This window comes from Altericroceibacterium spongiae, from assembly GCF_003610805.1.
Lineage (GTDB): Bacteria > Pseudomonadota > Alphaproteobacteria > Sphingomonadales > Sphingomonadaceae > Altericroceibacterium > Altericroceibacterium spongiae.
This window is the reverse complement of the sequence record NZ_RAPF01000008.1, coordinates 12,289-36,657: the sequence shown is the minus strand read 5'-3', so window position 1 is coordinate 36,657 and position 24,369 is coordinate 12,289. Positions and strand designations below refer to the sequence as shown.

The following is a 24,369-nucleotide window of genomic DNA, read 5'->3' as shown; positions in this document are numbered from 1 at the left end:
CTTGACCGGAGTCAAAGAAGGCGAAACAAAACTTCCTAGGACAGTGTAGTTATGTCAACAGGTCGAATTGACCCAATCGTAGCCAGAAAGCTCCTGAAGCCGGTCGCCGGTCGCCCCTCTAAAGGGGCAACAATCGGCCTGTTATCAGATAGTTGCGGCGCCATTTTGTTCGCCGCAGGGCTTGCCTGGACAGTCAGCGCGCTGACTAAGGGAGAATCTGTATGGCCGTGGTTATTGCTGATGGCGGCCAGCGGCGTGGTGCGCGGCCTGTCTTCCGCCCTCGCCCTGCGGGCCGGCGCAAATGATGCACGGCGCGTCAAATCGACTCTGCGCGGCCGAGTCCTTTCCACCGCACTTGCCCGTCTGCCCGGCGGAGCGCGCACCGGCGGCGGGTGGATCACTGCCATTATCGACGAGGTGGAGGCGCTGGACGGGCATGTCACCCGCTTCCTGCCCGCCCGCTTCGCCGCCACGGCCGCGCCGCTGCTGGTGCTGGCCGCTGCGGCCTGCGCCAGCCTGTTCGCCACGCTGATTCTGCTCGGCACACTGATTCCTTTCGTCATTGCGATGGCGCTGGCAGGCGGTGCGGCGGCCGATCAGTCGCGCAAACAATTCGATGCGCTGGCCCGCCTGTCCGATCTGTTTGCCGACCGGCTGCGCGCCCTCCCGGTCATTATCGCCTTCGATGCGGGCGACCGCGAGGCCGGTCGCATCGGAGAGGCCGCGGCGGAAGTCGCGCGGCGCACCATGAAAGTGCTGCGGGTCGCCTTCCTCTCCTCCGCCTCGCTCGAATTCTTTGCCGCTCTGTCGGTGGCGCTGGTCGCAGTCTATGCCGGGTTCAATCTGCTGGGGCTCTTCCCCCTCCCCGTGCCCGAGACGCTGACACTGGCCGAAGGGATGTTCGTCCTTGCCCTCGCCCCGGAATTTTACGCGCCCCTGCGCCGTCTGGCGGCGGCTTATCATGACAGACAGGCCGCAGAGACGGCGATCACCCGGCTCGAGCCGCTGCTGACGCCGGTCGAACGCAGCGCTCCGCCCGCACAGGCTGCGGCGACACAGGCCGCCCCCGCTGTGGTTCTGGAAAACCTCACCATCCGGCATGAAGAGAGCGATCACGATGCGATTGCCGGTTTCGACCTCACAGTCGGCAGTGGCGAAGCGGTGGCGCTGGTCGGCCCCTCGGGCAGCGGCAAAAGCTCGATTCTTCATGCGCTGATCGGCCTCGCCCCTCGGCAGGGCACGATCCGGCTCGACGGGACCGCGCTCGATCCGCAGGCCGATCTCTCCTCGCTCGCCGGATGGTGTGGACAATCGACGCTGATGCTGCCCGGCACAGTGGCCGAAAATATCGCCCTCGCCCGTCCGGACGCATCGCGTGAAGAGGTGGAAGCAATAGCCGAAAAAGTCGGCCTTGCGCCCATGCTGGCCAGACGCGGCGGCTTGCATATGGCCATCGATCCGCGCGGCAGCGGCCTGTCGGGCGGTGAAAGGCGCCGCCTCGCCCTCGCCCGCGCTTTGCTGAAAGAGGCACCGATCCTGCTGCTGGACGAGCCGACCGCTCATCTTGACCCGGACAGCGAAGCGGCGATTATCGCTCTGCTGCGCGAAACCCTGCCCGGCCATACGGCGATCATCGCCACCCATAGCCCCGCGCTGGCCGCGATCTGCCCGAGACGGATCGATCTGCAAGCCCGCACTCTTCAGGGAGCACGGCCATGAGCAGGACAAAGGACACCGCCCTCGCCGCTCTGCTGAGAGGCGAAAATCGTGCGCGCCGGAAAGTCTGGCGGCAGGCCTTTATCTGCGCTGCGCTCGCCGCCATCGCTTCGGTCGTGCTGCTCGGCCTGTCGGGCTGGTTCCTGACCGCCGCCGCACTCGCCGGGGCGGCCGGGCCTGCGGTTGCCAATGCGTTCAACTATATGCTGCCCAGCGCCGGAATCCGCCTGCTGGCAATCATGCGCACCGGTGCGCGTTACGGCGAAAGGCTGACCGGCCATAATGCGGCGCTCGGATCGATGGCCCGGCTGCGCAAAGAGCTGTTTCACGCCATTACCGAACAGCCGCCGGTCAAAGCGCTCGGTCTTGGCAGAGGCTCCGCGCTGACGCGCCTGGTCAGCGATGTCGGGCTGACGGAGACTGCGCTGGTCCGCCGCCCCGCCGGATTTGCTGCCTTCGCCTCGCTCGCCGCCGCTCTGGCGATGACGTTGCTGGCTGGCTGGCTGTCCGCCCTCGCCCTCATTATTGTGGGCGCAGGGACGATTGCGGCAATGCAGCGTCTGCGCCCTTCTATCGACGAAAGCGCCGAAGCCATCGCCGCGGCAAGCGAGGATCTGCGCGAGACATTATCGGGCATTATCGATGCGGCGCCCGAATTACGCTGTTACGGCTTGCAGGACTGGGCGCTTGATCGCACCGCACTGGCCGAAGAGGCGCTGCTCGATGCGCAGATCGCGCATCACAAGGCCCTGTCACGCGTCGAAGCTTTACGCGCCGTCGCCATCGCACTGGCGGCCACGCTTTGTGCGCTCGCGGCCCTCCCCGCAGGCCCTGCCCTCGCCGCTCTGGCAGCGCTGGCCGGAACGATGGGAATTGACGGGCTCAGCCCCTTGATTCAGCGCGAAATCGAACGCGGCGCGGCCCGGAAAGCCGCAGAACGGCTCGATGCCGTTCTCACCAGCGAAAAGCTCGAAGCGAGCGAGGAAATCGCACTCAAAGCGCGTGATGTGCATTTCCCCGCATTTCTGCCAGAACCGGCGCGACGCGGCCATGTGGCGATTATCCGCGCGCCTTCGGGGATCGGCAAAACCAGCCTGATCGAAGCGGTGATCGGCCTGCGCCCCCTTTCCCCTTCCATGGCGCAGATAGACGGAATCGATGCTGCCTGGTTATCGCCCGCGCAGCGGCGGACTATTTTCGCGTATGCGCCGCAGGATGCGCAGCTTTTATCGGGCACGGTGCGCGACAATCTCCGCCTTGCCCTGCCCGATGCGAGCGAGGAACAAATGCGCGAGGCACTGCGCGATGCCTGTCTGATCGATGTGATCGACGATCTGCCTCGGCGGCTCGATAGCTGGATCGGAGAAAATGGCGAAAGGCTGTCGGGCGGGGAGCGTCGTCGCCTGTCGCTGGCCCGTGCCCTTCTCTCCCCGGCCCCCTGGCTGTTGCTGGATGAACCCACGGCCGGGCTCGATGCGCCGCTTGCCGCACAGGTGATGGATAATCTTTCGAAGCGGATCGTTGCACGCACACAGGGCGCTATCCTCATAACGCATGAGAATATGGCTGAACGGCTTGCCGTTTCCCCCAACAAGCCATGAAATAAAGCCTTTTATTCATATATTTATTTGGTTTTCTGAGCCTTCCACAATTCGGTAGGCGGTGCCGATCCGCGCCGGGGCGGTTGCCCGTTTGCGCATAATACTGCGGATATAGCGCCGTGCTTCCTGTTCTTCCGGAAACGCCCGGCGCTGGCTTTGTCCGGTGCAGCCGATCCGCCCCCAGCGTGTTTCAACACAAATCCACCCGAACAAATCGTGACTGACTGACAGATGATAGGCCCGGGCAATATTGCGCGCCGGGTCTTCGGCGCGCCAATATATCTGTAGCTCTTCCATAGAGGTGCTGTCGGCAAGGAGGCCGGCACGGTCTAACATATTCTTTGAATCAGTAACGGCTTTGTGATTCAGATAAGCGATAAAGCGCGGTTTGCGCTTTTTTTCTCTTCCCCTTTGCTTCTCAAAAAACCCTGATTTCTTGCATGTTAGAGGGGTTATAAGAAAGTTAGACAGGTTAAGGGATGCGGCAGCCCGTGTGACTCGTGCAATTGTCGCGATTCGTAAAAAAATGCCGTTCCCGAAGGATCGATGATCCGTTCCTGAAAGGTCGAAGCGCTGTTCCCGAAAGGTCGATGATCCGTTCCCGAAGGGTCGGTTCTGGGGTCCCGGGCGTTCCCGATAGATCGAAGCGACTTATAATCGCCCCGAAATTGAATCTTTTCCTACAACAGCACCATTGAAGAGGTTCAAAAATTTCACGGCAGCGCGAGCATGGTGTTTTTTTATCGGTCTGGGCAGCGGATAAAATCGTCAAACGCGACACTTCAGGAACGGCCTGTACTGTTTTCACCCTTTTACCGGCTTACATTTCCCTTAATTCCCGCCGCGTCCCGCGCCGCCATGTCTGGCGTGATGGCGCTTGACCCATCCGATAAAGGCTTTCTGCCAGTTGGCCGGTGTCCGCTCGGGATCGGCGGCGACCCAGCGTTCGAAATCGGCATGGAGGGCGTACAGATCCCAACCGGGGCATTTCTCCCGCAAATACTCGATCGTTTCATCGGTCATGAAACCGCGCGTGCTGGCATCGGACAGGCCGGCAATGGTTGAGCGGATGAGTGCGGACGCGTCCACCATGTCTTCTCCCTGCCGCTCGGGAGAAGCGGCCGCCCTCCCCTTCCCCTGCCGTGAAGCAGAAGGAGTCTGTGCCCTGCCCTCGGTTGTGTCCGGCATCTTGTCCGGTTTCCCCGGGGAAACCTTTTCCTGAGCGGCAGGGGTAGCGGCGGGGGCCGGATCGGTGGCGGGTTTACCGGGCAGATCCTTTTCGGCCCCGTCTTTGCCATCCACCCGGCGCATACGCAGATTGGGCTCGCCATTTTTGCCCTGCTCTATGGCGAGACTATATCCGGGCAGCGCGTCTTTTTCGGCGAGTTTCTGGATTTCGAATTTGAAGCGGCGATACTGCCCTTCCGCTCCGGACTTTTCGAAAAGAACCGGCATGGAGATGGCGAAGCCGCCCTCCCCTGCCCCGCCGGCATGTTTGCGCGCCACACGATAGAGCCAGCGTTCGCGCCCGCCGGTAATGTCGAAATAGGCGCGGTCTATGGAAAGCACCCCGCCCTTCATCATCACGCCTTCCCAGAACCAGTTGCTCAGTTCGAGCGTCATCCCGCGCGAGCGTTCGGTGCGTTCGTCCACCAGCTGCGTCCAGCCATCGAGCCAGGAGAAGGTGGCCTCGCGGCGATTTTCTGCGCGGATATTGGTTTTGATCGTAGTCGAGACGAGCCGGTCGAGCGCCTGCCCAAGCAGCTCATAAGCGCGCCCGGTGGTCGGGCGCCCGATCGCGCGCAGCAGATCGTAAGGCATGATGTGGAGTTTGCGCGGAACGTCATTCACCCCGCGCCGGGCCATGTCGGCCAGCACGCTGGCGCAATAGATCAGAATATCGGCGTCCCAGATCGTCGCCATGCCGTAATCGGGATTGGCCGAAACATGGACCCATAATTTGCCGTCGGGTGCGGTATAGTCGATCGGCTTGACGCGCTTCTTCTTGGCGAGGCTGAAAAAGGGCCGCTCCATCATCTCGCGCTGATCGCGCAGCGGCAGATCGGCGAGATAGGGGAGAAACAGATCGAACTGTTCGGCGATGGTCTGTTGCTTGCGCTTGTTCATGAAAGCCATGCTGATGGAGGAAACGACTGGCTGTTTCCCCGGGGAAACTGATTGGCCATGCAGGGTGGAACAGGGGCCGGGTGAAGTCAATCGGGGACCGGGCGGGGTGCGGGGAGAGTGCGAGGAGGGTGTCGCGAGCGCTCCCCTGAGGCGGGCCGTAACGGGGACGGGCGGCTATGGTGTTCATTTGTTTCCCCGGGGAAACGGGGCGAGCTTATGGTGGCAGAGGTTCTGGCTGCTGGCCGTATGGCAACCGCGTTTTCACCGCGCGCAAATTATTGCGCCGCATTGCAGCTCAGAAATGCGATGGAAGCTTGGGGAGGGGCGCGCTGTTCTTTGGCAGAAGGTCGCGCCGGGCAGGGCGGTGCGCTGGACTATAGCTGGTAAGGGGAGAAACGGGGATGCGTCGGCGGCAGCTCGCAAAGGATGGATGTTTCCCCGGGGAAACCGGGATGGGGCAGGGCGCTTTTTGCGCCGTTTCCCCGGGGAAACGCTTTAGCGTTGCAGGCCTTTGCCATCCATATCGAGCTGGTCGAGCGCCTCTTCGACACGCGAAAGCAGGTCTTCTTTAGTGAGGCCGTGGCCGGCATGGAGCCGCAGGGTTACGCCTTGCCTGTTGTTCGACTGAACGGTGATGGCGGGGCGGCCATGCGCGCCGGGAAGGGTGAGTTTCTCCGGCGCGGCCTGCGGATCGGCGGCAGCGGTGAGCAGGCGGCGGATCACATCGGCGCTGCCGACCGGCTCTTCACCCGCAGCCTGACGCTGGGCCTGCAACCGCGCCAGTTTGCCCGCTTCGCTGCGGATCGCCCGGGCGGCATCCTTATCGTCCAGCGCCTGCGCAAGCGGGTAGGCGGGCTTGAGCTGCACATCGGCAGGCGAAGCAAAGGCGGCGATCACCGTATCGGGAATACCCGCCACTTTGAGCATTTTGGACAGCCAGCCTTTCGACAGTTTCAGCCTTTCGGCCATGCGCGTGAGGTGATTGCCGTAATGGGTGCTGAGTGCCGCGGCATAATTGCGCGCCCGTTCGAGATCGGACACGTCTTTACGCGCGCGGTTTTCGATATCGGCGAGGCGGAATGCGGCTTCATCGTCGATCTGCTGGATCGTCGCCAGAAACTGCATGTCGGGATAGGAATGTTTGCGCAGCCAGCTGATCGACCAGTGCCGCCGCGTGCCCGCGATCACTTCATAATCATGCTCGGGATCGCCTTCCACCCGGCGGACCACGGCGGGGACTTTCTGCCCGCCCTCGGCAATCAGCGAGTCGATCAGTTCGGCGCAATTCTCTTCATTGAGATGGGCATAGCTGCGCGCATTGCCCGGCCAGACCCGCACTCTGGCCGGGTCGAGCAGCAATTGCGTGACCTGCCGCACTTCGCCGCTCGACACACGCGCCAGCGCGCTTTCACGTCCGAGCAGCGTGGTGCCGCGCCCTCTCGGCGCGCGCGGAGCAGGGTCTGCCGGGGCAGGGGAGGGGGCTGGCGTTCCGCCGGAGCTGTCCTGACCTGAAGGTGTGGTATCTTCCTCATCGGCCAGCAAGGCGGCGAGATAATCTGTCTGTTTCCTGGCCATAATTTCAGTCTCCCGCCCGTGTCATGTGGTGGCCCCGTTCCTGAAAGATCGACAGGCGTAACGGGGTGCTATCGCTGTAGGAAAGAATTTTCTCAGGCACCGGCACGCAGCAGCTCCTCTTCATTTGTGGGCGCCACCCGGCCCCAGCCCTGTGTGACAAGCTGGGCGACCTGCCCCAGTGCTTCATCGAGATTGGCCTTGCAGCGTTTATGCGTGCGCGACGTGCCGATGGGTTTTTCCAGCTCGTAAACCGTCATCATCCGCATGGCGGCATGGCTGATCTCGGCGCTTTCGAGGATCGGCACGGGCAGCAGAGCGGGGCCGAAACTCTGCTCCATAATCGCGCGGACCATCGTATGGCTCGGATCGTTGGCGTCGAATTTGGAACAGATCAGCCGGACGAAGGAATAATCGACCGGAATCCCCGCTTCGACGAGCTGGGCGAGCACCTGATCCATCATCGAGAGGAACTGGACGGTGGAGCAGAAATCGGGTGTGGTGGCAGCCAGCGGGACGAGCAGCGCATTGGCTGCCTGCATCACTGCGAGGCTGATCGTGCCGAGTGCGGGCGGGGGGTCGAGAATGACCACATCGTAATCGCGCGCCAGATCCATCAGCCCCTGTTTCAGCTTGCGGAAGCGCGCGACGAGCACCGACTGGCCGTCCGCTCCGGCAGCGGCCAGTTCATATTCCACATCGAACAGTTCGAGATTGGAGGGGATCAGGTCTACATTGGGCCATGGCGTGCGCTTCACCGCATAGAGCAGATCGGCCTGTGTCGGGTCGATCGAGAGATAGGGATAAAGCGTCTCTTCGCGGGTAATGTTGAAATGCGGATTGAAACCGAACAACGTGGTGGTGGTGGCCTGGCTGTCGCAATCGACCACCAGCACACGATAACCCTGCACGGCGAAATAATGCGCCAGATGGGTGGTGACCGTGCTCTTGCCCACACCGCCTTTGAAATTCTGCACCGCGATCATGGCCGGTTCGTCCATCGGTGTTCGGCCGGGCGAAGCGCCGAGCACTTCGCGCATATGGAGCAATTGCTCGACCGTATAGCCGAGCCGCCGGCCATTCTCTCCCGCCGGGGGAGGGGGCAGGCGTCCGTCTTCTTCGGCCATGCGGATGCGGTTGGTCGAGCAGTTGAGAAGTTGCGCGGCCTCGGCAATGCCGAAGCGGACATTGAGACCTTTGCGGCTTTCGGGCAGAAAGGCCTTGCGGCGCAGCCGTTCGATCATCTTCTCGCCCGCCTGAGCAAGATCGCCAATCTGACTGACAATCGCGGTGGTTTCGGCAATTGAATTCTGAGAAGCCATAATGAAAGCCCTTGAAGCTGTTTAAGTTCATTTTTAACCGGAAAGCTTCATTTGGGCAATTACTTACTTAAACGGATGCGATGAAGCGTTTTGCCGCTGAAAAAGATGGCTCCTGTAGGGCTCTGTGAGAGGCATTTGGGGGCGTCTATGAGGCAAACTATGCCCGAGGAGTCTTCGGCGCTCAGCGAGCCTTAAAAGGCCGTATTTGCCGCCAGCCATTGCAAGTGGTCCTTTATAAGAGAGCTCAGCGGGAGGATCGACCGCAAGGAACGCTCTCCTTAAGCTATCCCGTAATTGCGCAGACAAATAGGCGGCGCCATATATCGCTTATCCGCTATACTTCAGCAAGCGATCGAATAGTGGGAAATGCAGGAAATCGGCCGATTTTCAGCTTTCCGCTTCGCCGAAATCCGTGAAACAGTTTGTTACAAAAATAATAACGCATACAAAATCAGGTATACGATATCATTTTGTTCTGATATGACCCCTCCTGTTGAAAGTTTGATGAACACAACAGGGGGGTACGTGATGACAAACAAGCAATATCTCTGGGCCGGTGTGGGAACAGTGGCTCTGGCCATTTCGGTTCAGGCTCAGGCGGCGCAGGCGCAAAGCGGCTCTTATGCGAGTGTCGAGGAATGTCAGGCCGATCTGCAGGCACGCGCCGTGGCGAATGGCGAAGCGGCCGACCGCGCGCAGGTCGCGGCAACCTGCCGCTCCATCGTGCAGGGCGATCTGACCGATAATTCCAGCGCCATCATCGTGCGCGGTGTGCGCGGCTCAGTGAATGCGGCGATCGAAAACAAGCGGACCTCCAACCAGATCGTCGAAACCGTGGTGGCCGAAGATGTCGGCAAGCTCCCTGACAATAATGTTACCGAAGCGATTTCGCGCGTCACCGGCGTGCAGATCTCACGTGCCCGCGGGGAAGGGGAGAATGTCCTCATCCGCGGTATGCCCGAAGTGAACACCACGATTAACGGCACCGGTGCCAATATGGGCACGGGCCGGTCGATGGGGCTGAACGATATTCCCGCCGAATTGCTGAAATCGGTCGAAGTCTATAAAACGCGTACGGCCGATCAGGTCGAAGGATCGATCGGCGGCACGGTCAATGTCGAATTGCGTCGCCCGCTCGATCTCAAGGACGGGCTCACCGTGGCCGGCTCCATGCGCGGTTCCTATGACAGTCAGAGCGACAAGGTCAGCCCCTATGGCAGCCTGCTGCTGGCCGATAATTTCGATACGGGTATCGGGGAAATCGGCCTGCTGGCCAATATCTCCTACACCAAGGCTTTCTATCGCGAAGACTTTGTGGATAGCGAATCGCCCTTCACAGCCAGTGGTATCGCGCTGGAATCGCTGCCCGATAATCTGAAGGGCCTCATCATTCCCTATCGCGCCAAATATGGCGTGGAAGACGGAGTTCGCAAACGTCCTTCGGTCAATCTGGTGGCACAGTGGAAGCCCACCGATGAACTGAACTTCATCCTTGAAGGCACCTATTTCGGCACACGCGAAAAGCGCAATTACAGCCATACTTATATGCTGCTGCGCGACTCCGCTGCGCTGAGCGATCTCACGTTGACCGATGACGGACGCGTATTGCAGGCTGCCACACTGACCAATGAAGACGGTATTCCGGCCGGTTTCGATACGATCTATAACGATTTCAAGCGCGATTATTATGCCGTGAATTTCGAAACCCACTGGCAGGGCGAAGGCGGTTCGATCAATGCGCAGGTCCAGTATAGCTGGAGCAATGACGACACTTATTTCGTCGAATCGCTGTCCCGCCCTTACGGACTGAGCGAAGCAACGATCGATTTCGCTTCCGATAAAATGCCCAGCGGCGCGCCCTATATCGAATTTCCCGGCTTCGATGCAGGCAATATCGACAGCTATGGCCTGGAGCGTTTCCAGGACAATCAGAACGATCTGAGCAATAAGGAATTTACTGCGGCGGTGGATTTCACGGTCGATGTGACACCGGACGGGTTCTGGAAAAGCTTTCAGGGCGGTGTGCGTTTCAACAAGCGCAAAGTGGCGAAGGGATATGGCTATCGTGACGGTCTGCCGCGCATCGATGGCGAAATGACCCCGCTGGCCGATTTCCCCGGCGGCGATCTGGCGCAGTTTTACGGGCCGGAAGTGGATGGTGCGCAGCAATGGCTGGCCATTCCGGGCAGCTATCTGATGAGCCATATGGACGATGTGCTCGACTATATCCGCACATACGATCCGAATAATGCCGCTTTCGACGGCGCGTTGCCGCCTGCCGATTCGGGCCAGAACTTCCATTCGACCGAAAATTCCATGGCGGTTTTCGGGCAGATTTTCTACGGTTTCGAGCTGGGTGGCATCCCGATCGACGGTGTGGCCGGGGCGCGTCTGGTCAATACCTGGGGCGATGTGCGCAGCGTCAATTTCCGTCCGAATGAGGATGGCGATGTCGAGATCGAGGACAGCTATAATAAAGCCAGCTTCATCGATGTATTGCCGAGCATCAATGCGGTGGCGCATTTCACGCCGCAACTGCAATTGCGCCTTGCCTATACGACCGGGGTCAAGCGCGCGGATTTCTATGAGCTGCGGCCTTTCTACTATGTCAATACGGGGGCCACGCCGATCCGGGTCGATGCCGGCAATCCCGATCTGAAAGCCCAGAAAAGCGATAATTACGATATCTCGCTCGAATATTATTTCGGCCGGGGCGGGGCGCTCACTTTCGGCGCTTTCGTGAAAAAGCCGAGCAATTATCTCTATTGGGAAGAGCGTACCGAAAGCCTCGCCCCCTATGGCTATGCCGGTGAAGGCACGGTGGCCATGCAGCGCAATGCGGGCAGTGGCGAATTTATCGGTTTCGAAGCGGCGGCGACCGGCTTCTTCGAATTTCTGCCCGGTCTGCTCTCCAATTTCGGTGCAAGCGTGAATGCCACCTATATTCCACGCTACAAGATCGATTTTCCCTTTGATGAAGCGACTTCGCAGATTCCGGGGATTTTCGATGCGGATGGCACATCCGAATGGACCGGCAATGCGGCGCTTTATTATGACAGCGACAAATTCAGCGCCCGGCTCGCCTATAATTACCGCTCGAAGAGCCGTGATGGTGTCTGGACCGGCAATCCCGAATTTTCGCATTATACCGATGCAACATCGCGTTTCGATGCGGCGATCAACTATACGCCGGTGTCTTTCATGACCCTGTCGCTCGAAGGAACCAACCTGTTGAAAAACAATACGGAAATGTTCTTCGGCAAATCGAACCTGCTGCCGCGCGGTATCCGCGTGCAGGCCCGCACCGTGCAGGGCAGCGTTCGCTTCCGTTTCTGACCGGATCGACCTGAAGGTTCGGTCAGGGTCCCGGAAAGGGCCGGTTTTCCAGCAGGAGAACCGGCCCTTTTTCATGGGTATAGCGATGGGGAACAGGGCGATAGGGGGCCAGAGCCGGACAATGCGCCCGATATGAAGCGTCTGGCTGACGGGCCGCGATCTGTTGGAAAAGCGGTTAAGCGGAGAAGATGTGCCGGGCGTCGAAAGCCGGTATCTGCTCTTTGTTCAGCGCCGCTTTGCGCTCGTCTGGAAAAGGGGAATGGTGCGGGTGCAAATGACGGGAAGCCCCCGCACCATTCGGATTAGCGGGCTGTCAGCGTGATGTCCGTCGGTTGAGAGGAGAGGCTCACCGTATAGGCATCGCGTTCCAGTTGTCCGCCGGAAAGCGTGTAAGGCGCGCCGTCGGCCAGCGTCTGCTCGATATGCAGGCGGGCTTCGGGCGTATGGGGGGTGGCGGGATCGAGGGTCAGTGTCACCGTGCCGGTCGAAGGCGTGTAGCGCGCCGAAGCGATCTTGCCCGCTTCCAGCGTCACCCACAAACCGGCCGGCGCAATGAACAGGCGTGAGCGGGCGCCGTCTTTCGGCGTCACGGCAATGGCATCGCCCGTCTGTTTCACTTCACCGCCGAAACCGAGCCATCCGAAAGTGGGGTGTTTAACCAGATAGGTGGCAGCGCTATAGGCATGGCCGAAATAGCCCATGCCGTAATCGCCCGTATAAGGGTCCCACTTCATCATATCGGGCCAGGAATGGAACGCTGCCGAAGCACGGCCCTGCTGGTCGATATTGGTAATTCCGCCCATAAAGCCGCCATAGGCGACGCGCAGCAGGTGGAAATCTGCGGGATCGGCGCGGAAGGCGTCGAACAAAGGCACGGCATTGAGCGCCGAACCGTAATGGTGAATCTGGCGTTCGATCCGGGGATATTTGCCGCCATAGAGGAAATCCCAGTAGCGCCGGGCATTGCCATTATAACCCCAGCTCGGAATGGTGGGGTCGTAGCTCAAAATCACTTCGCGCGTGCTGTCTGCCTCTTGCTGATAGCCGAAATAACGCATCCAGGCATAGACTTCGGGCTGGCCGGTCGAATCCCACGCCATTTCGCTGCCGAAGGGGAAGGGCAGGGTGCGCCAGTGATCGACCCGCTCGCGCATCAGCTTTTCCATATGCGCGGCCTGTTGGCTCATCCCCTCGCGCTTCAGATCCTTCAGAATATCGACGAAGACATCGCCTTCCATCTGGCCGAACTGCGCATAATAGGGCGCGTCTTCCATCATGGCGACGCTGGTCTGATAGGCCCATTGCAGATAGAATTTCCAGTCATGCCGGGTGACGAGGCCGGTATGGTTGCGCGCCAGACGATAGAGCACCCAGTGGCCCGCCGCGACATGCGGGTAATTATAGGACCGGCCGAGATCGGCGGCATGTTCCTTCGACCATGAGGTCCAGCTCGTCCAGTCGATATCGGGATCGTAAAAGCCTTCGGGAAATTCGTCGGGCTGGTAATAGAACAGGCTTTTGACCACGCCGCCTTTATGCTCGCCATCGGCGACCTGCAAATGGCCGATCACGGTCTCATCGACCATCTCTTCGAGCCGGGCGACTTCCGCCGGATCGGGATTGTCGAGCTGTTTCATCATGGCCGAGACCCAGGCCCCGGCACCGCCTTCATCGCTCATCCCGGCGATCCAGACGCGCGGGTCCTGCGTGACGATTTTATCGTCTTCGCGATCATAGGTGAGGATGGCGGGTGACCGGTGGAACGGGTCTGTCGGATCGTCATACCACTGGCCGGTGGTGGTGAAATGGCCGAGATCCTTATTCACTTCGGCTAACGGCTTGGTGACGAAATAGCTGACCGTCTGTTTCGATCCATCCCGATAGGCGATGGTCAGCCGGGCACGGCCCCAATGGCCCCCGGAAGAGACTTTCAGGTGCTTCCAGCCCTTGTTCTGGCCCTCTTCGGTTACATTCAGCGCCCCTTCGGGATAGGCCTCGAAACCGGCAATGGCCTGCTTTGTATGCAGAAACAGATCGGCAGGCAGATCCTGCGGGATGACATAGCCGGGCATTCCCACCGCCACCGGACGGTCATTGTCGATCAGCGTTTCCTCGATCGCACGGATCGACGGGCTTTCGACCATATGGACGCCGAACCGGCGGCTTTCGCCCGGTTGCAGCGTGAAACTGGTCGGTTCGTTCCACTGCTGTCCGGCATCGGCCCATTCCTTTTCGGCGAAGCCCTTGCTCGCCACGGTCCAGTCATAAAACCCTTCGAAAGTCTGACCGCGCTGGGTCTTGTCGGTGAAGATATTTTCACTTTCATAAGGCATTTTCAAAGGCTTATAGGCTTCGAGCGGGGTGCCCTTTTCGGGCAGGACGAGCAGCGAAGGCCCTTTGCCGTTGAGCCGCGTCACTTGCAAATAGCCCGCATCGCGGCCGATATAGGGATCGACGAAACTCGCCTCGGCATGGGCTTCCTCAAGGTCGCGATCCGAAATGATATTGTCGAACACCATGGGCATACCCAGCGCGCCCACTTCCACCGCTTTATCGCTGCTGTTGGTCAGCGTGAAATAGAGCGCCAGAGATCCCTTTTCATTGGCCCATTCGCGGGTGACTTCAAGCGGAATCCCTGCGCCCATACTGGCGGTGATGTCATAAGCGGCAAAGACATTGCCTTTGGCGGCGAGCGCGGCAATTTGCCTGCGTTCATGCGCCGAATTGAAATCCTGCCAGTCCCCGCCGGGCTGGCGCAGACGCAGATGCAGATCGCCTATATGGTTGAAACCATTATATTGTCTCTCCGCCAGACGGTTGGCCGGGGTGAAGTCGAAACCCGGTTCGGCAGTGGGAGACAGCCGCGCGAGCGTGCCCGTATCGGCGCGCAGAGCGATGGTGAAAGGGCCGACTTTATAAGGAACGGTCTGAACCGGCGGATAAGATGGCTTCGCCTGTTCGGCTTCCTGCGCAAAGGAGGGCAGGGCGGGCAGGGCCGTGGCCAGCGAAACCGAAGCCATCAGAGCGGCCATTGCCGGTAATTTACGGGAACGGGTCATGGGGAATCTCACTTCTCGTCCTGTGCCGGGCTTTCCGGCGATGTGGCAGGGGTTTTCTGCGGATTTTCAGGTGTCTGGAGCGGCGATGTCTCATCGCCCAGCGGCGGGTTGTCCGCATCGAGGCCCGGCGGTGTGTCGCCGATCAGATTGCGGGTGAAATAATCGCGGAATTTGCGCCAGAAAAAGGGCTGATAGACCGCATGGCGGGTATTGGGCAGGATCACCAGATCGACATCGCGCTTCGCTTCGATCAGCGCGTGAGCGAGGCGATAGCTTTCGGTGACCGGCACATTATCGTCAATATCGCCGTGGATCAGCAGCAGCTTGCCTTTCAGATTGGCCGCGACCGACATGTTGGAATTGGCTTCCCACACGTTTTCCGGCGCATTGCCCATCGAGACTTCGGGCCACCAGGCCTTGTCGAGCCGCAGATCGTGATTGCCCGAGGAGGCGATGGAAACCTTGAAGAAATCGGGCCGCCGCAGGATAAAACGAGCCGCATCATAGCCCCCGGCGCTGCCGCCGAACACACCGACCCGGTCGGTGTCCATATAGGGGTAGCGTTTCGCCATCTGGCGGATCATGCCGATATGATCGTCCAGCCCCACTTCGCCCAGATTCTGATAGGCTGGCAGGCGGAATTTCTGGCCCCGATGCGAGGTGCCGCGCCCGTCGATCATCACCACGATGGCCCCGAGCTGCGCCACTGAGCTGGAGGCGGAAAAGATCGCCCGGCCCCAGCTGGCAGGGACTTGCGTGGTGGTCGGCCCGGTATAGACATGGTCGATCACCGGATATGTTTTGGTCGGATCGAAATCGGCCGGGCGGTAAATCATCCCGTAAAGCGGCGTTTTGCCATCCGCCGCGACGCCTTTGAAAGGTTCGGGCGGGGTGAAGCCGCTGGCCATCAGCTTGCTGGCATCGGCATGGCCCAGTTCGAACAGGATAGCCCCGGTCTGCGTATCGCGCAGCACAGTGCGGGTGGGGACGGTCGGGCTCGACATTGCATCGATGGCATAGCGGCCGTCAGACGAGACTTTTACATCGTGATTGAGCGGTTCCGGCGTCAGCAGGACAGGCTGGCTGCCATCGAGATTTACCCGGTAAAGCTGCGTCCAGTAAGGATTGCGGTCATATTCGCGGCCCACACCGGTCAGCAGAATGGAATGGCCGTCTTCGGCAACATGCTCGATTCCGGTCACTTCCCAATCGCCGCGGGTCAGCGGATAACCGCCTGCAGGGTCGTCCGGACGCACCAGATAGAGCTGCGCCCAGCCAGACCGTTCGGACACGTCGAGTTCGCCATGAAGCTGCTCTGCGGGCCAGATAAAGCTGGACGTGACGGTGACGAGCGGTTTCATCGCTTCCACCGCCACTTTGCGCGATGCGCCGGTTGCGGGATCGACCCGATAAACGACGAGCTGGCCATAGCCGCGCTCGGTCCATTGCATCCGCGCCGTATTGTCCTTGTACCAGCCCATATCGGGCGCGGCAGGATAGAGCAGGCTTTCGCTCGGCACATCGGCTTTGACGAGCTTCGCTTTATGCTTTTTCAGTGCCTGTTCGACATTGACGATATAGCGGGTGGCCTGCGGGAGCTTTTTCGCCCCGGCAAGCGGATAGATATAGTCAAAGCTGCGGGGATAGAATTCTCCGGGCGGGTTTTCCTGCGTGACGGAGAGCTTTTTCACGCCGCGCGTGTCGAGCCGCCAGGTCAGGATTTTCGTGCTGTCGGGCGACCAGCGGACCGAAACGGGCATATCGGGCTGTTCGGTGCCCTGTGCGAGTATTTCCGGCAGCATGGGGATATCGCGGCCATAGGGCTGTTCAACCGTGCCATCGGTGGTGAGCGGCACTTCGCGTCCGCTTGCGGTGTCGATCGCGATCAGATTGAAATCGCGCGCTACGACCCGGAAGCGTCCATCGGGTGAGAGCGAACCTTCGCCGCCGGGCTGACCCGTATCGGATTCGGTCAGTATGCCAGCGCCATCGAGCGTCCAGCGTTTATCGAAAGCGTTGAAGCTAAGTTCACCCGTGGCCGGGTCGAAATCGGCATCGCGCAGGCTGAGTTCATGCGGTTTCAGCTCTTTATCCGCCGCCTGGGCCAGTAATGCGGCAAGCCTGGCTTCGGCAATGATCGGGCGGGCCTGTTTGCGGGCGATATCGAGATAGAGAATCTGGCGCTGACCGGCCGGGCCCTTACGGAACACGATACCCTGGCTGTCATGCACGAATTGCGCGTTCATGCCGGCATCGACCACCAGATCGCGCATCCCGTCATAGAGATAGCGATCCGCCAGTTCATAGCGCTGCGCGACCGAGGCGGGGGAGGTCGCAGCGGCTGTGGCGGTATCCTGCGCCAGAAGCGGCGCTGCGGGGGTGGCCATCGCCAGACCGGTCAGGGCCGCTGCCGCCAGCAGAGAGCGTTTCATGCGGGGGCTGTTCATCCCGGCCAGAAATCCGTTCGCGCGCCGCGAAGCCGCCCGATTCCCTCGAATCTGCTGGCTGCTTTTTGGATGCAATTCAAATATGCTGAAATTCACGTCACGCCCCCTTTCAGGACCGCTTAAACCAAGCAAAGCGGGAAGCGTCAATGATATTATACGATATATACTCCGAGTATTTTGGTATGATCACATTGTTCGACGCCTTTCAGGAACGGAAAATTCCTGTCTTCCCAAAAGGTTTACCTACGGTAAGGCTCGCCGCAAGAGGTCGTCGGGTGGCCCATGCTCCATTTGTGTTACAAACCACCATTGACCGTGTTCCGTAAACATGTAGTTATGGTATACGGTATTACATCATGTGGTTTCAGATTCCGGAGTAGGGCAAATGATTGCACCGACACGTAGACAATTGCTTGCTGGCGCAGCGTCCATAGCGGTTCTTGCCGCTGCCGGGCCGGGCTTCGCCGCAGAGCTTACAGGCGCTTTGCCCAAAAATGCAAAACCCCTGCCGCTGAACGCCGTTCGTCTGCGCCCCGGCCCCTTTGCCGATGCCGTGGAAACCAATCGCAAATATCTCCTGTCTCTGAGCGCCGACCGGCTGCTGCATAATTATCGCACCAATGCCGATCTTGAACCCAAGGGTGAGGTCTATGGCGGATGGGAAAGCGATACGATCGCCGGGCACACTCTGGGCCATTATCTCTCCGCTCTTTCGCTCGTCCATGCGCAGACGGGATGCCCCGAATGTCGTGACCGTGTAGCCTATATCGTCGATGAATTGCAGATTGTGCAGAATGCCGAGGGGGACGGTTATGTCGCCGGCTTCACGCGCAAGCGCAAGGATGGCGAAGTGGTGGACGGGAAGGAAATCTTCCCTGAAATCATGGCCGGAAATATCAGTTCGGGCGGTTTCGATCTCAATGGTTGCTGGGTGCCTTATTATAACTGGCACAAGCTGTTTAACGGCCTGTTCGATGCGCAGACCCATTGCGGTGTCGATAAGGCGCTGCCTATCGCTGTGGGCCTTGCCGGCTATATCGACAAGGTTTTCGCCGCGCTCGATGACGATCAGGTCGAAGAGATGCTTGCCTGCGAATATGGCGGCCTCAATGAAAGTATTGCCGAACTTTATGCCCGGACCGGCAATGATCGCTGGCTGAAACTCGCCAACCGGATTTACGACCATCGTGTGCTCGATCCGCTGCGCGCGGGGGAAGACAAGCTGGCCAATTTCCACGCCAACACGCAAATTCCCAAGCTGATCGGGCTTGCCCGCATCTATGAAGTGTCGAACAGCCCGAAGGATCAGTTCGCCGCGCGTTTCTTCTTCGATCGCGTGACGCATCACCATTCCTATGTGATCGGCGGCAATGCCGACCGCGAATATTTCTTCGAACCCGATCACATATCGCAGCATATTACCGAACAGACCTGCGAACATTGCAACAGCTACAATATGCTGAAACTGGCCCGCCATCTCTATAGCTGGCAGCCGCAGGCCGAATTGTTCGATTATTACGAACGGACCCATCTCAACCATATTCTGTCCCAGCAACATCCTGAAACCGGCGGTTTCACCTATATGACGCCGCTGATGAGCGGGGCGGCACGCGGCTATTCGCAGCCAGGTGAGGACGCCTTCTGGTGCTGTGTCGGCACAGGCATGGAAAGCCATGCCAAACATGGCGAGTCCATCTTCTGGCAGGGCGAGAAGGACGGGCAGGACATGCTGCTGGTCAATCTTTACATTCCCGCTCAGGCCCATTGGGCTGAGCGTGGAGCCGATATGGTGCTCGATACGCGCTATCCCTATGAAAGCGAAAGCAGGCTGACGCTTTACGGTATCGGCAAGCCGGGCCGCTTCCCTATTGCCTTGCGCGTACCGGGCTTTGCCAAGGGGCAGGCGAACGTCACGGTGAATGGTGAGCCGGTGGATGCGCCGGTCCGCGATGGCTATGCAATTGTCGAAAGGGACTGGGCACAGGGCGATACACTCGCCATTTCCATCCCGCTCGAACTGCATATCGAAGCCACTCATGACGATCCCGACATGATTTCCATCCTGCGCGGGCCGCTGGTTCTGGCCGCCGATCTCGGCTCGACGGAAACGGAATTCGATGGCGCCGATCCGGCACTGGTGGGGTCCAATATTCTTGCCGGGTTCAACGCGACATCGCCCGAATGGGCAGTCTATGACACGCAGGGTATCGTGCGGCCGGGCAATCTGCGTTTCGTGCCTTTCTACAGCCAGTATGATCGCCGCAGCGCCGTCTATTTCAAACGCTTCAGCGAAAGCGACTGGAAGCGTGAAGAAGCGGCCTATCTCGCCGAACAGGCCCGTCTGCGCGATATTGCCGAACGCTCGGTCGATGTCATGCATCTGGGCGAGATGCAGGCCGAGCGCGATCATAATCTGGAATCCGATATTTCCTACCCGGTCACCTATCGCGGCAAGAACGGTCGCGATGCCCGCTCGGGCGGATATTTCTCCTTCGATATGAAGGTTCGCGAAGGTGATCTCATGCTTCAGGCGACTTATTGGGGCGGTGAGCGTGAGCGCAGCTTCGATATTATGATCGACGATTACAAGCTGGCCACCCAGACGCTCAATCAGAATAAGCCGGGCGAATTCTTCACTGTCGAATATCCGATTCCGCCTGAAGTGACGAAGGGCAAGAGCAAGGTTCGCGTCCGCTTCGATCCGCATGACCGCAACACGGCGGGGCCGGTCTTCGGTGTGGTGCTTTACACAGCGAAAAAGGGTGACGCCGTATGAGCGATGCGAATGACGGCGCTGCAACCGTCCATCTGACGCTCGATGAAGTGCGTGCGCTTGCCAAAGCGGGGCTGGCGAAAACCGGCCTTTCGCCCGATCATGTCGATGCCGTGGCCGAAACCATGGTGGCGGGAGAGCGCGATGGTTGCGCTTCGCATGGAATTTATCGCCTGCTGGTAGCGGCCAGCAGCGTGAAAACCGGAGTTGTGGTTCCCGATGCCGAGCCGGTGCTGGACGAGCCCTCACCCGCTCTTGTGCGGGTGGACGGGAAGGGCGGTTTTGCCCAGCTTCCCTTCCGGCTCGGCGCCCCCCTTCTGGTCGAGAAGGCGCAGAAATACGGCATTGCCGCTCTGGCGCTCAACAATGTGGTCCACTTCGCCGCGCTCTGGCCCGAAGTGGAAAAGCTGGCCAGCGAAGGTGTGGTGACTCTGGCCGTCACGCCGAGCCATGCCTGGGTAGCGCCGGCGGGCGGTACGGAGCCGGTCTTCGGCACCAATCCAATCGCTTTTGGCTGGCCGCGCCCCTCGGGCGAACCTTTCGTGTTCGACTTTGCGACCAGCGCTGTGGCGCGCGGGGAAATCGAACTGCATCGCCGGGCTGGCAAGCCGGTGCCCGATGACTGGGGCTATGATCCGCAAGGTAACCCGACCACCGTGGCTGAAGACGTGCTCAAAGGCGCGATGCGGACTTTTGGCGGTCATAAGGGATCGGCGCTTGCCGCTATGGTCGAATTGCTGGGCGGCCCGCTGATCGGAGATATGACCAGCCTGCAATCCATCGAAGCCGATGGCGGGCGCGGCGGTTCGCCGATTGGCGGCGAGTTCATCATCGCTGTCGATCCGGCAGGTTTCGTCGGCGCAATGCTGGGCGAGCATATGAAACATGCCGAAGAGATGTTCGATACGATCACCGGGCAAGGGGCGCGTCTGCCGTCTCAGCGCCGTTATGAAGCGCGCAGAAAAAGTCTCACCGATGGCGTCGATATACCTGCTGCGCTGATGCGCGATATTGAAAAATTGCTGGAGGAAGCGTGATGCGTGCTTTGAAATTCGCTCTAATTATCGGAGTTGCCGCTATGACGCTTCCTGCCGGCCCGGCGATGGCTGCCGAGGCATGCGCCTGCGATGCGCAGGACAATACGGCGAAAAGCGCGGCTGACCGGCAGTTCGAAACAATTTATACTGCAGAATATGAATGGCGCACCGGCCAGATGGCGCCCGATGAAGATAGCGGTTCGGATGCTGGTGCGGGTCTTCCCGATGTCGGCCCGGAAAAGCAGGCCGAGAAGCTGGCGCGCTGGACCGACACGATCAAGGCGCTTGATGCACTGGATAAAGATGCGCTGTCACCTGAAAACAAGGTGAATTATGCGGTCTACAGGCAACAGGTGGAGAGCCTGCTCGCGGCGCAGCAATATCGCGAATATGAGAAGCCGATGACTGCCGATACCAGTTTCTGGGGCGATATCGGTTACTGGACCCGCGGCGATTTTAACACCGCAGCGGATTATGAAAACTATATCGCGATGATGAAGCAGATTCCGCGCTATTTCGATCAGCAGATCGTGAATATGCGGGCCGGGCTCAAACGCGGTTTCACGCCGCCGCGCATCACTTTGCAGGGCCGGGATTCCGAAATTGCCGCCGTGGTGGATGCGCCTTCTGCCGAAGAATCGCCGCTTTATGCACCTTTTGCTAAAATGTCAGATGCGGTTCCGGCGGCCAAACAGGATGAATTGAGGGCACAGGCCAGGGCAGCGATCAAGCAGGCGGTCGTCCCGGCCTATTCCAGATTGCTGACCTTCATGCGGGACGATTATCTTCCCCATGCCCGCACAAGCCTTGCGGCTTACGATCTTCCCGACGGTAAGGCTTATTACCGTTCCAAGATCCGTGAATTCGTGACGCGCGATATGTCGGCGGATGAGATTCATCAGATCGGGCTCGATGAAGTCGCCAAAATCAAGGCGCGGATGCAGAATGTGATGCAGGAAGTGGGCTTCGAAGGAACCCTGCCTGAATTCAACACCTTCCTGCGGACCGATCCGCAATTCTATGTCACCAAGCCGCAGGATCTGCTCGACCGCGCGGCGTGGATCGCCAAGATGTTCGACGGTAAAGCCAGCCAGTATTTCGGCCATCTGCCGCGCAGCCGCTTTGCGATCAAGCCGGTGCCTGCATCGATTGCGCCTTATTATACGGGCGGTCGTGGCGGGCCGGGTATCTACCTGGTCAATACCTATGACCTGCCTTCGCGCCCGCTTTATTCACTGCCTGCGCTGACCCTGCATGAAAGTGCGCCGGGCCATGCCTTCCAGATGCCGCTGGCGGCTGAGAATACCAAATTGCCGGCCTTCCGCCGCGACACCTATCTCTCTGCCTATGGGGAGGGCTGGGCGGTTTACAGCGAGAAGCTCGGCGAAGAGATGGGCATCTATCAGACGCCTTACGAACTCTATGGCATGCTGAGCTATCAGATGTGGCGTGCTGCGCGTCTGGTGGTCGATACGGGTATTCATGCTAAGGGCTGGACGCGCAAACAGGCGCAGCAATATCTGCTCGAAAACACGGCATTGTCGGAACATGAAGTGACCACCGAAGTGGATCGCTACATTGCCTGGCCGGGGCAGGCTCTCTCCTATTATATGGGTGAGCTGGCCATTGTGCAGGAACGTGCAAGAGCCGAAAAGGCACTGGGCGAAAAGTTCAATATCCGCGCGTTCCACGATGCGGTGCTCGAACTCGGATCGGTGCCCTTGCCGGTTATCACCCAGCGTGTCGATCAGCTCATCGCCGATGGCGGTGTGGGCCCCTATCCTGACGAGGAATAGATGACCAGATTCCTGACCGGCTCGGCAGCGGCACTGATGCTGTCTGCCGCCACCATAGCCTGCGCCGGGCAAAGCGATGATGGCGGGCGGAAGGTCCATGCGCCGGGTAATCCCATTCTGGCCGATGGGGAGTATTACTCCACCGACCCCGCCCCTTTCGTGTTCGATGGAAAGCTGTGGATTCTTGCCGGGCGTGACGAAGCGCCCGAAGGGGTCAACGATTTCATCATGCCCGAATGGCAACTGCTCGAAACCAGCGATCCCGCCTCGGGCGAATGGGTGCATTATCCGGCCATTGCCCGCCCGCATGATGTGTTCGACTGGGCCGAAAAAGGCCGCGCCTATGCCGGGCAGATCGTCAAAGGGCTCGACGGGCGGCTCTATTTTTATGCGCCGGTGATGGAAAAGGATTCCGATGCGAAGGATCGTTTCGCTATCGGTGTGGCCGTGGCCGACAGCCCCACAGGCCCATGGCACGATGCGCATCCTTCGGGTCCGATCATCTCGCAGCGTGTGCCGGTGGCCAATACGATCCAGAACATCGACCCTACCGTGCTGGTGGACGATGATGGCCGGGTCTACCTTTATTGGGGCACATTCGGCCAGCTTCGCGGGGTTGAGCTGGAACCGGATATGATGACGCCCAAAGGCGATATTGTGACGGTGGACAGCCTTACCGGCTTCTTCGAAGCGCCCTGGCTGATGAAGCGCAAGGGTACTTATTACATGCTCTATGCCGGCAATAAGGCGGGGCCGGATTCCGAATGCACACCGGCGGTTTATCACGCCTGTATCGCTTATGGCACTGCGCCATCGCCGCTTGGGCCCTGGACCTATCGCGGGGTGGTGCTGAAGCCGGTCTCTTCCACCACCTCTCATCCGGGCGTGGCCGAGTTCAAGGGGCATTATTACTTCGCTTATCACACTGCCGATGCAAAAGGCGGCGGCCCGTTCCGGCGCAGTGTGGCGGTGGATGAAATGACCTTTGATGACAGCCGGACACCGGCAGCCATCAACCTCGTTACGCCCACGAAACGCCCTGGCCCGGCGCCCGAGCCGACCCGCAATATCGCGCCCGAAGCGCAGGCTTTCGCCTCCAATCAGCCGATTCCGGTGCAATACTGGATCAAAGCACTGAATGACCGCAAGGCGCGCAAAGCCCCTCTGCCTCCTGAAATGTGGGGCAACTGGAGCGGGGATAATCCGGCGAGCGAATGGATCGAATATCGCTGGGAAAAGCCTGTGACGGTGAACGGGTCGCGGATCTGGTTTTTCGCCGATCAGCCCGCCGGATCGGGTATCGGTGTAGCGCCACCCGCCCAATGGCAGTTATTCTACTGGGATGGCAGCGACTGGGCGGAAATATTGACACCTGACGCCTATCCGGGCGGCAGTGGCACCTTTCTCGATGTCAGCTTTCCTCCGGTCAAAACACGCTGCCTGCGTGCGGTGCTCACCGCATCGGGCGATGGCAAGAGCCATGCCGGGATGGGTGTGGAAGAATGGGAAGTGCTTACCCCTGAAGCGAAGAAGCCGGGAACTGCCCCGGTCACTCCTATGGCGCCATGCGAGTGAGGCCGGGG

General features: G+C 59.8%; 14 protein-coding genes. 8 read left to right on the top strand and 6 right to left on the bottom strand.

Translation table 11 applies throughout. From position 1 onward, the window contains the following. The first annotated feature begins 51 nt into the window (after positions 1–51). Complete coding sequence (cydD, locus tag D6851_RS14095) at positions 52–1,719, top strand: thiol reductant ABC exporter subunit CydD (protein WP_120325547.1); 1,668 nt, start codon at positions 52–54, stop codon at positions 1,717–1,719. Further along, positions 1,716–3,317: an ATP-binding cassette domain-containing protein gene (locus tag D6851_RS14090; RefSeq protein WP_120325546.1), complete on the top strand. Its 1,602-nt coding sequence runs from the start codon at positions 1,716–1,718 to the stop codon at positions 3,315–3,317. The genes cydD and D6851_RS14090 overlap by 4 nt, the downstream gene beginning before the upstream one ends. Before the next feature lie 15 nt (positions 3,318–3,332). On the opposite strand, the gene D6851_RS14085 is transcribed toward D6851_RS14090, so the two are convergent. Then, complete coding sequence (locus tag D6851_RS14085; protein ID WP_238474115.1) at positions 3,333–3,653, bottom strand: WGR domain-containing protein; 321 nt, start codon at positions 3,651–3,653, stop codon at positions 3,333–3,335. A gap of 495 nt (positions 3,654–4,148) precedes the next feature. Then, on the bottom strand, positions 4,149–5,444 hold the full coding sequence (locus D6851_RS14080; protein WP_120325597.1) for a replication initiator protein A: 1,296 nt from the start codon (positions 5,442–5,444) through the stop codon (positions 4,149–4,151). 216 nt (positions 5,445–5,660) lie between these two features. Here D6851_RS14080 and D6851_RS17805 point away from each other — a divergent pair, with 216 nt between their 5' ends. After that, positions 5,661–5,831 (top strand): hypothetical protein, encoded by a 171-nt coding sequence (locus D6851_RS17805; RefSeq protein WP_183030107.1) that lies wholly within the window; start codon positions 5,661–5,663, stop codon positions 5,829–5,831. A 108-nt stretch (positions 5,832–5,939) separates the two neighbouring features. On the opposite strand, the gene D6851_RS14075 is transcribed toward D6851_RS17805, so the two are convergent. Then, positions 5,940–7,019, bottom strand: coding sequence for a ParB/RepB/Spo0J family partition protein (locus D6851_RS14075; protein WP_120325545.1), 1,080 nt, complete (start codon positions 7,017–7,019; stop codon positions 5,940–5,942). Between the two features lie 92 nt (positions 7,020–7,111). Beyond that, positions 7,112–8,338: an AAA family ATPase gene (locus D6851_RS14070; RefSeq protein WP_120325544.1), complete on the bottom strand. Its 1,227-nt coding sequence runs from the start codon at positions 8,336–8,338 to the stop codon at positions 7,112–7,114. A 528-nt stretch (positions 8,339–8,866) separates the two neighbouring features. Between D6851_RS14070 and D6851_RS14065 the strand changes: the two genes are divergently transcribed. Then, positions 8,867–11,674: a TonB-dependent receptor gene (locus D6851_RS14065; RefSeq protein ID WP_183030106.1), complete on the top strand. Its 2,808-nt coding sequence runs from the start codon at positions 8,867–8,869 to the stop codon at positions 11,672–11,674. Between the two features lie 302 nt (positions 11,675–11,976). Here D6851_RS14065 and D6851_RS14060 read toward each other — a convergent pair whose 3' ends face one another. After that, positions 11,977–14,733 (bottom strand): DUF5695 domain-containing protein, encoded by a 2,757-nt coding sequence (locus D6851_RS14060; protein ID WP_120325542.1) that lies wholly within the window; start codon positions 14,731–14,733, stop codon positions 11,977–11,979. An 8-nt stretch (positions 14,734–14,741) separates the two neighbouring features. After that, a complete protein-coding gene (locus tag D6851_RS14055; RefSeq protein WP_120325596.1) occupies positions 14,742–17,165 on the bottom strand; it encodes a S9 family peptidase in 2,424 nt (807 codons plus the stop codon). A 400-nt stretch (positions 17,166–17,565) separates the two neighbouring features. On the opposite strand from D6851_RS14055, the gene D6851_RS14050 reads away from it, so the two are divergent. Genes D6851_RS14050 through D6851_RS14035 form a run of 4 tightly spaced genes read left to right on the top strand, consistent with a single transcriptional unit; the run spans position 17,566 to position 24,361 of the window. Further along, complete coding sequence (locus D6851_RS14050) at positions 17,566–19,956, top strand: glycoside hydrolase family 127 protein (RefSeq protein WP_120325541.1); 2,391 nt, start codon at positions 17,566–17,568, stop codon at positions 19,954–19,956. Next, positions 19,953–20,990, top strand: coding sequence for an Ldh family oxidoreductase (locus D6851_RS14045; protein WP_120325540.1), 1,038 nt, complete (start codon positions 19,953–19,955; stop codon positions 20,988–20,990). The genes D6851_RS14050 and D6851_RS14045 overlap by 4 nt, the downstream gene beginning before the upstream one ends. Beyond that, positions 20,990–22,786 carry a DUF885 domain-containing protein gene (locus D6851_RS14040; RefSeq protein ID WP_120325539.1) on the top strand — a complete coding sequence of 599 codons (1,797 nt, stop codon included), beginning with the start codon at positions 20,990–20,992 and terminating at the stop codon, positions 22,784–22,786. Before D6851_RS14045 ends, D6851_RS14040 begins: the two co-directional genes overlap by 1 nt. Further along, a complete protein-coding gene (locus D6851_RS14035; protein ID WP_120325538.1) occupies positions 22,787–24,361 on the top strand; it encodes a family 43 glycosylhydrolase in 1,575 nt (524 codons plus the stop codon). Positions 24,362–24,369 lie beyond the last annotated feature (8 nt).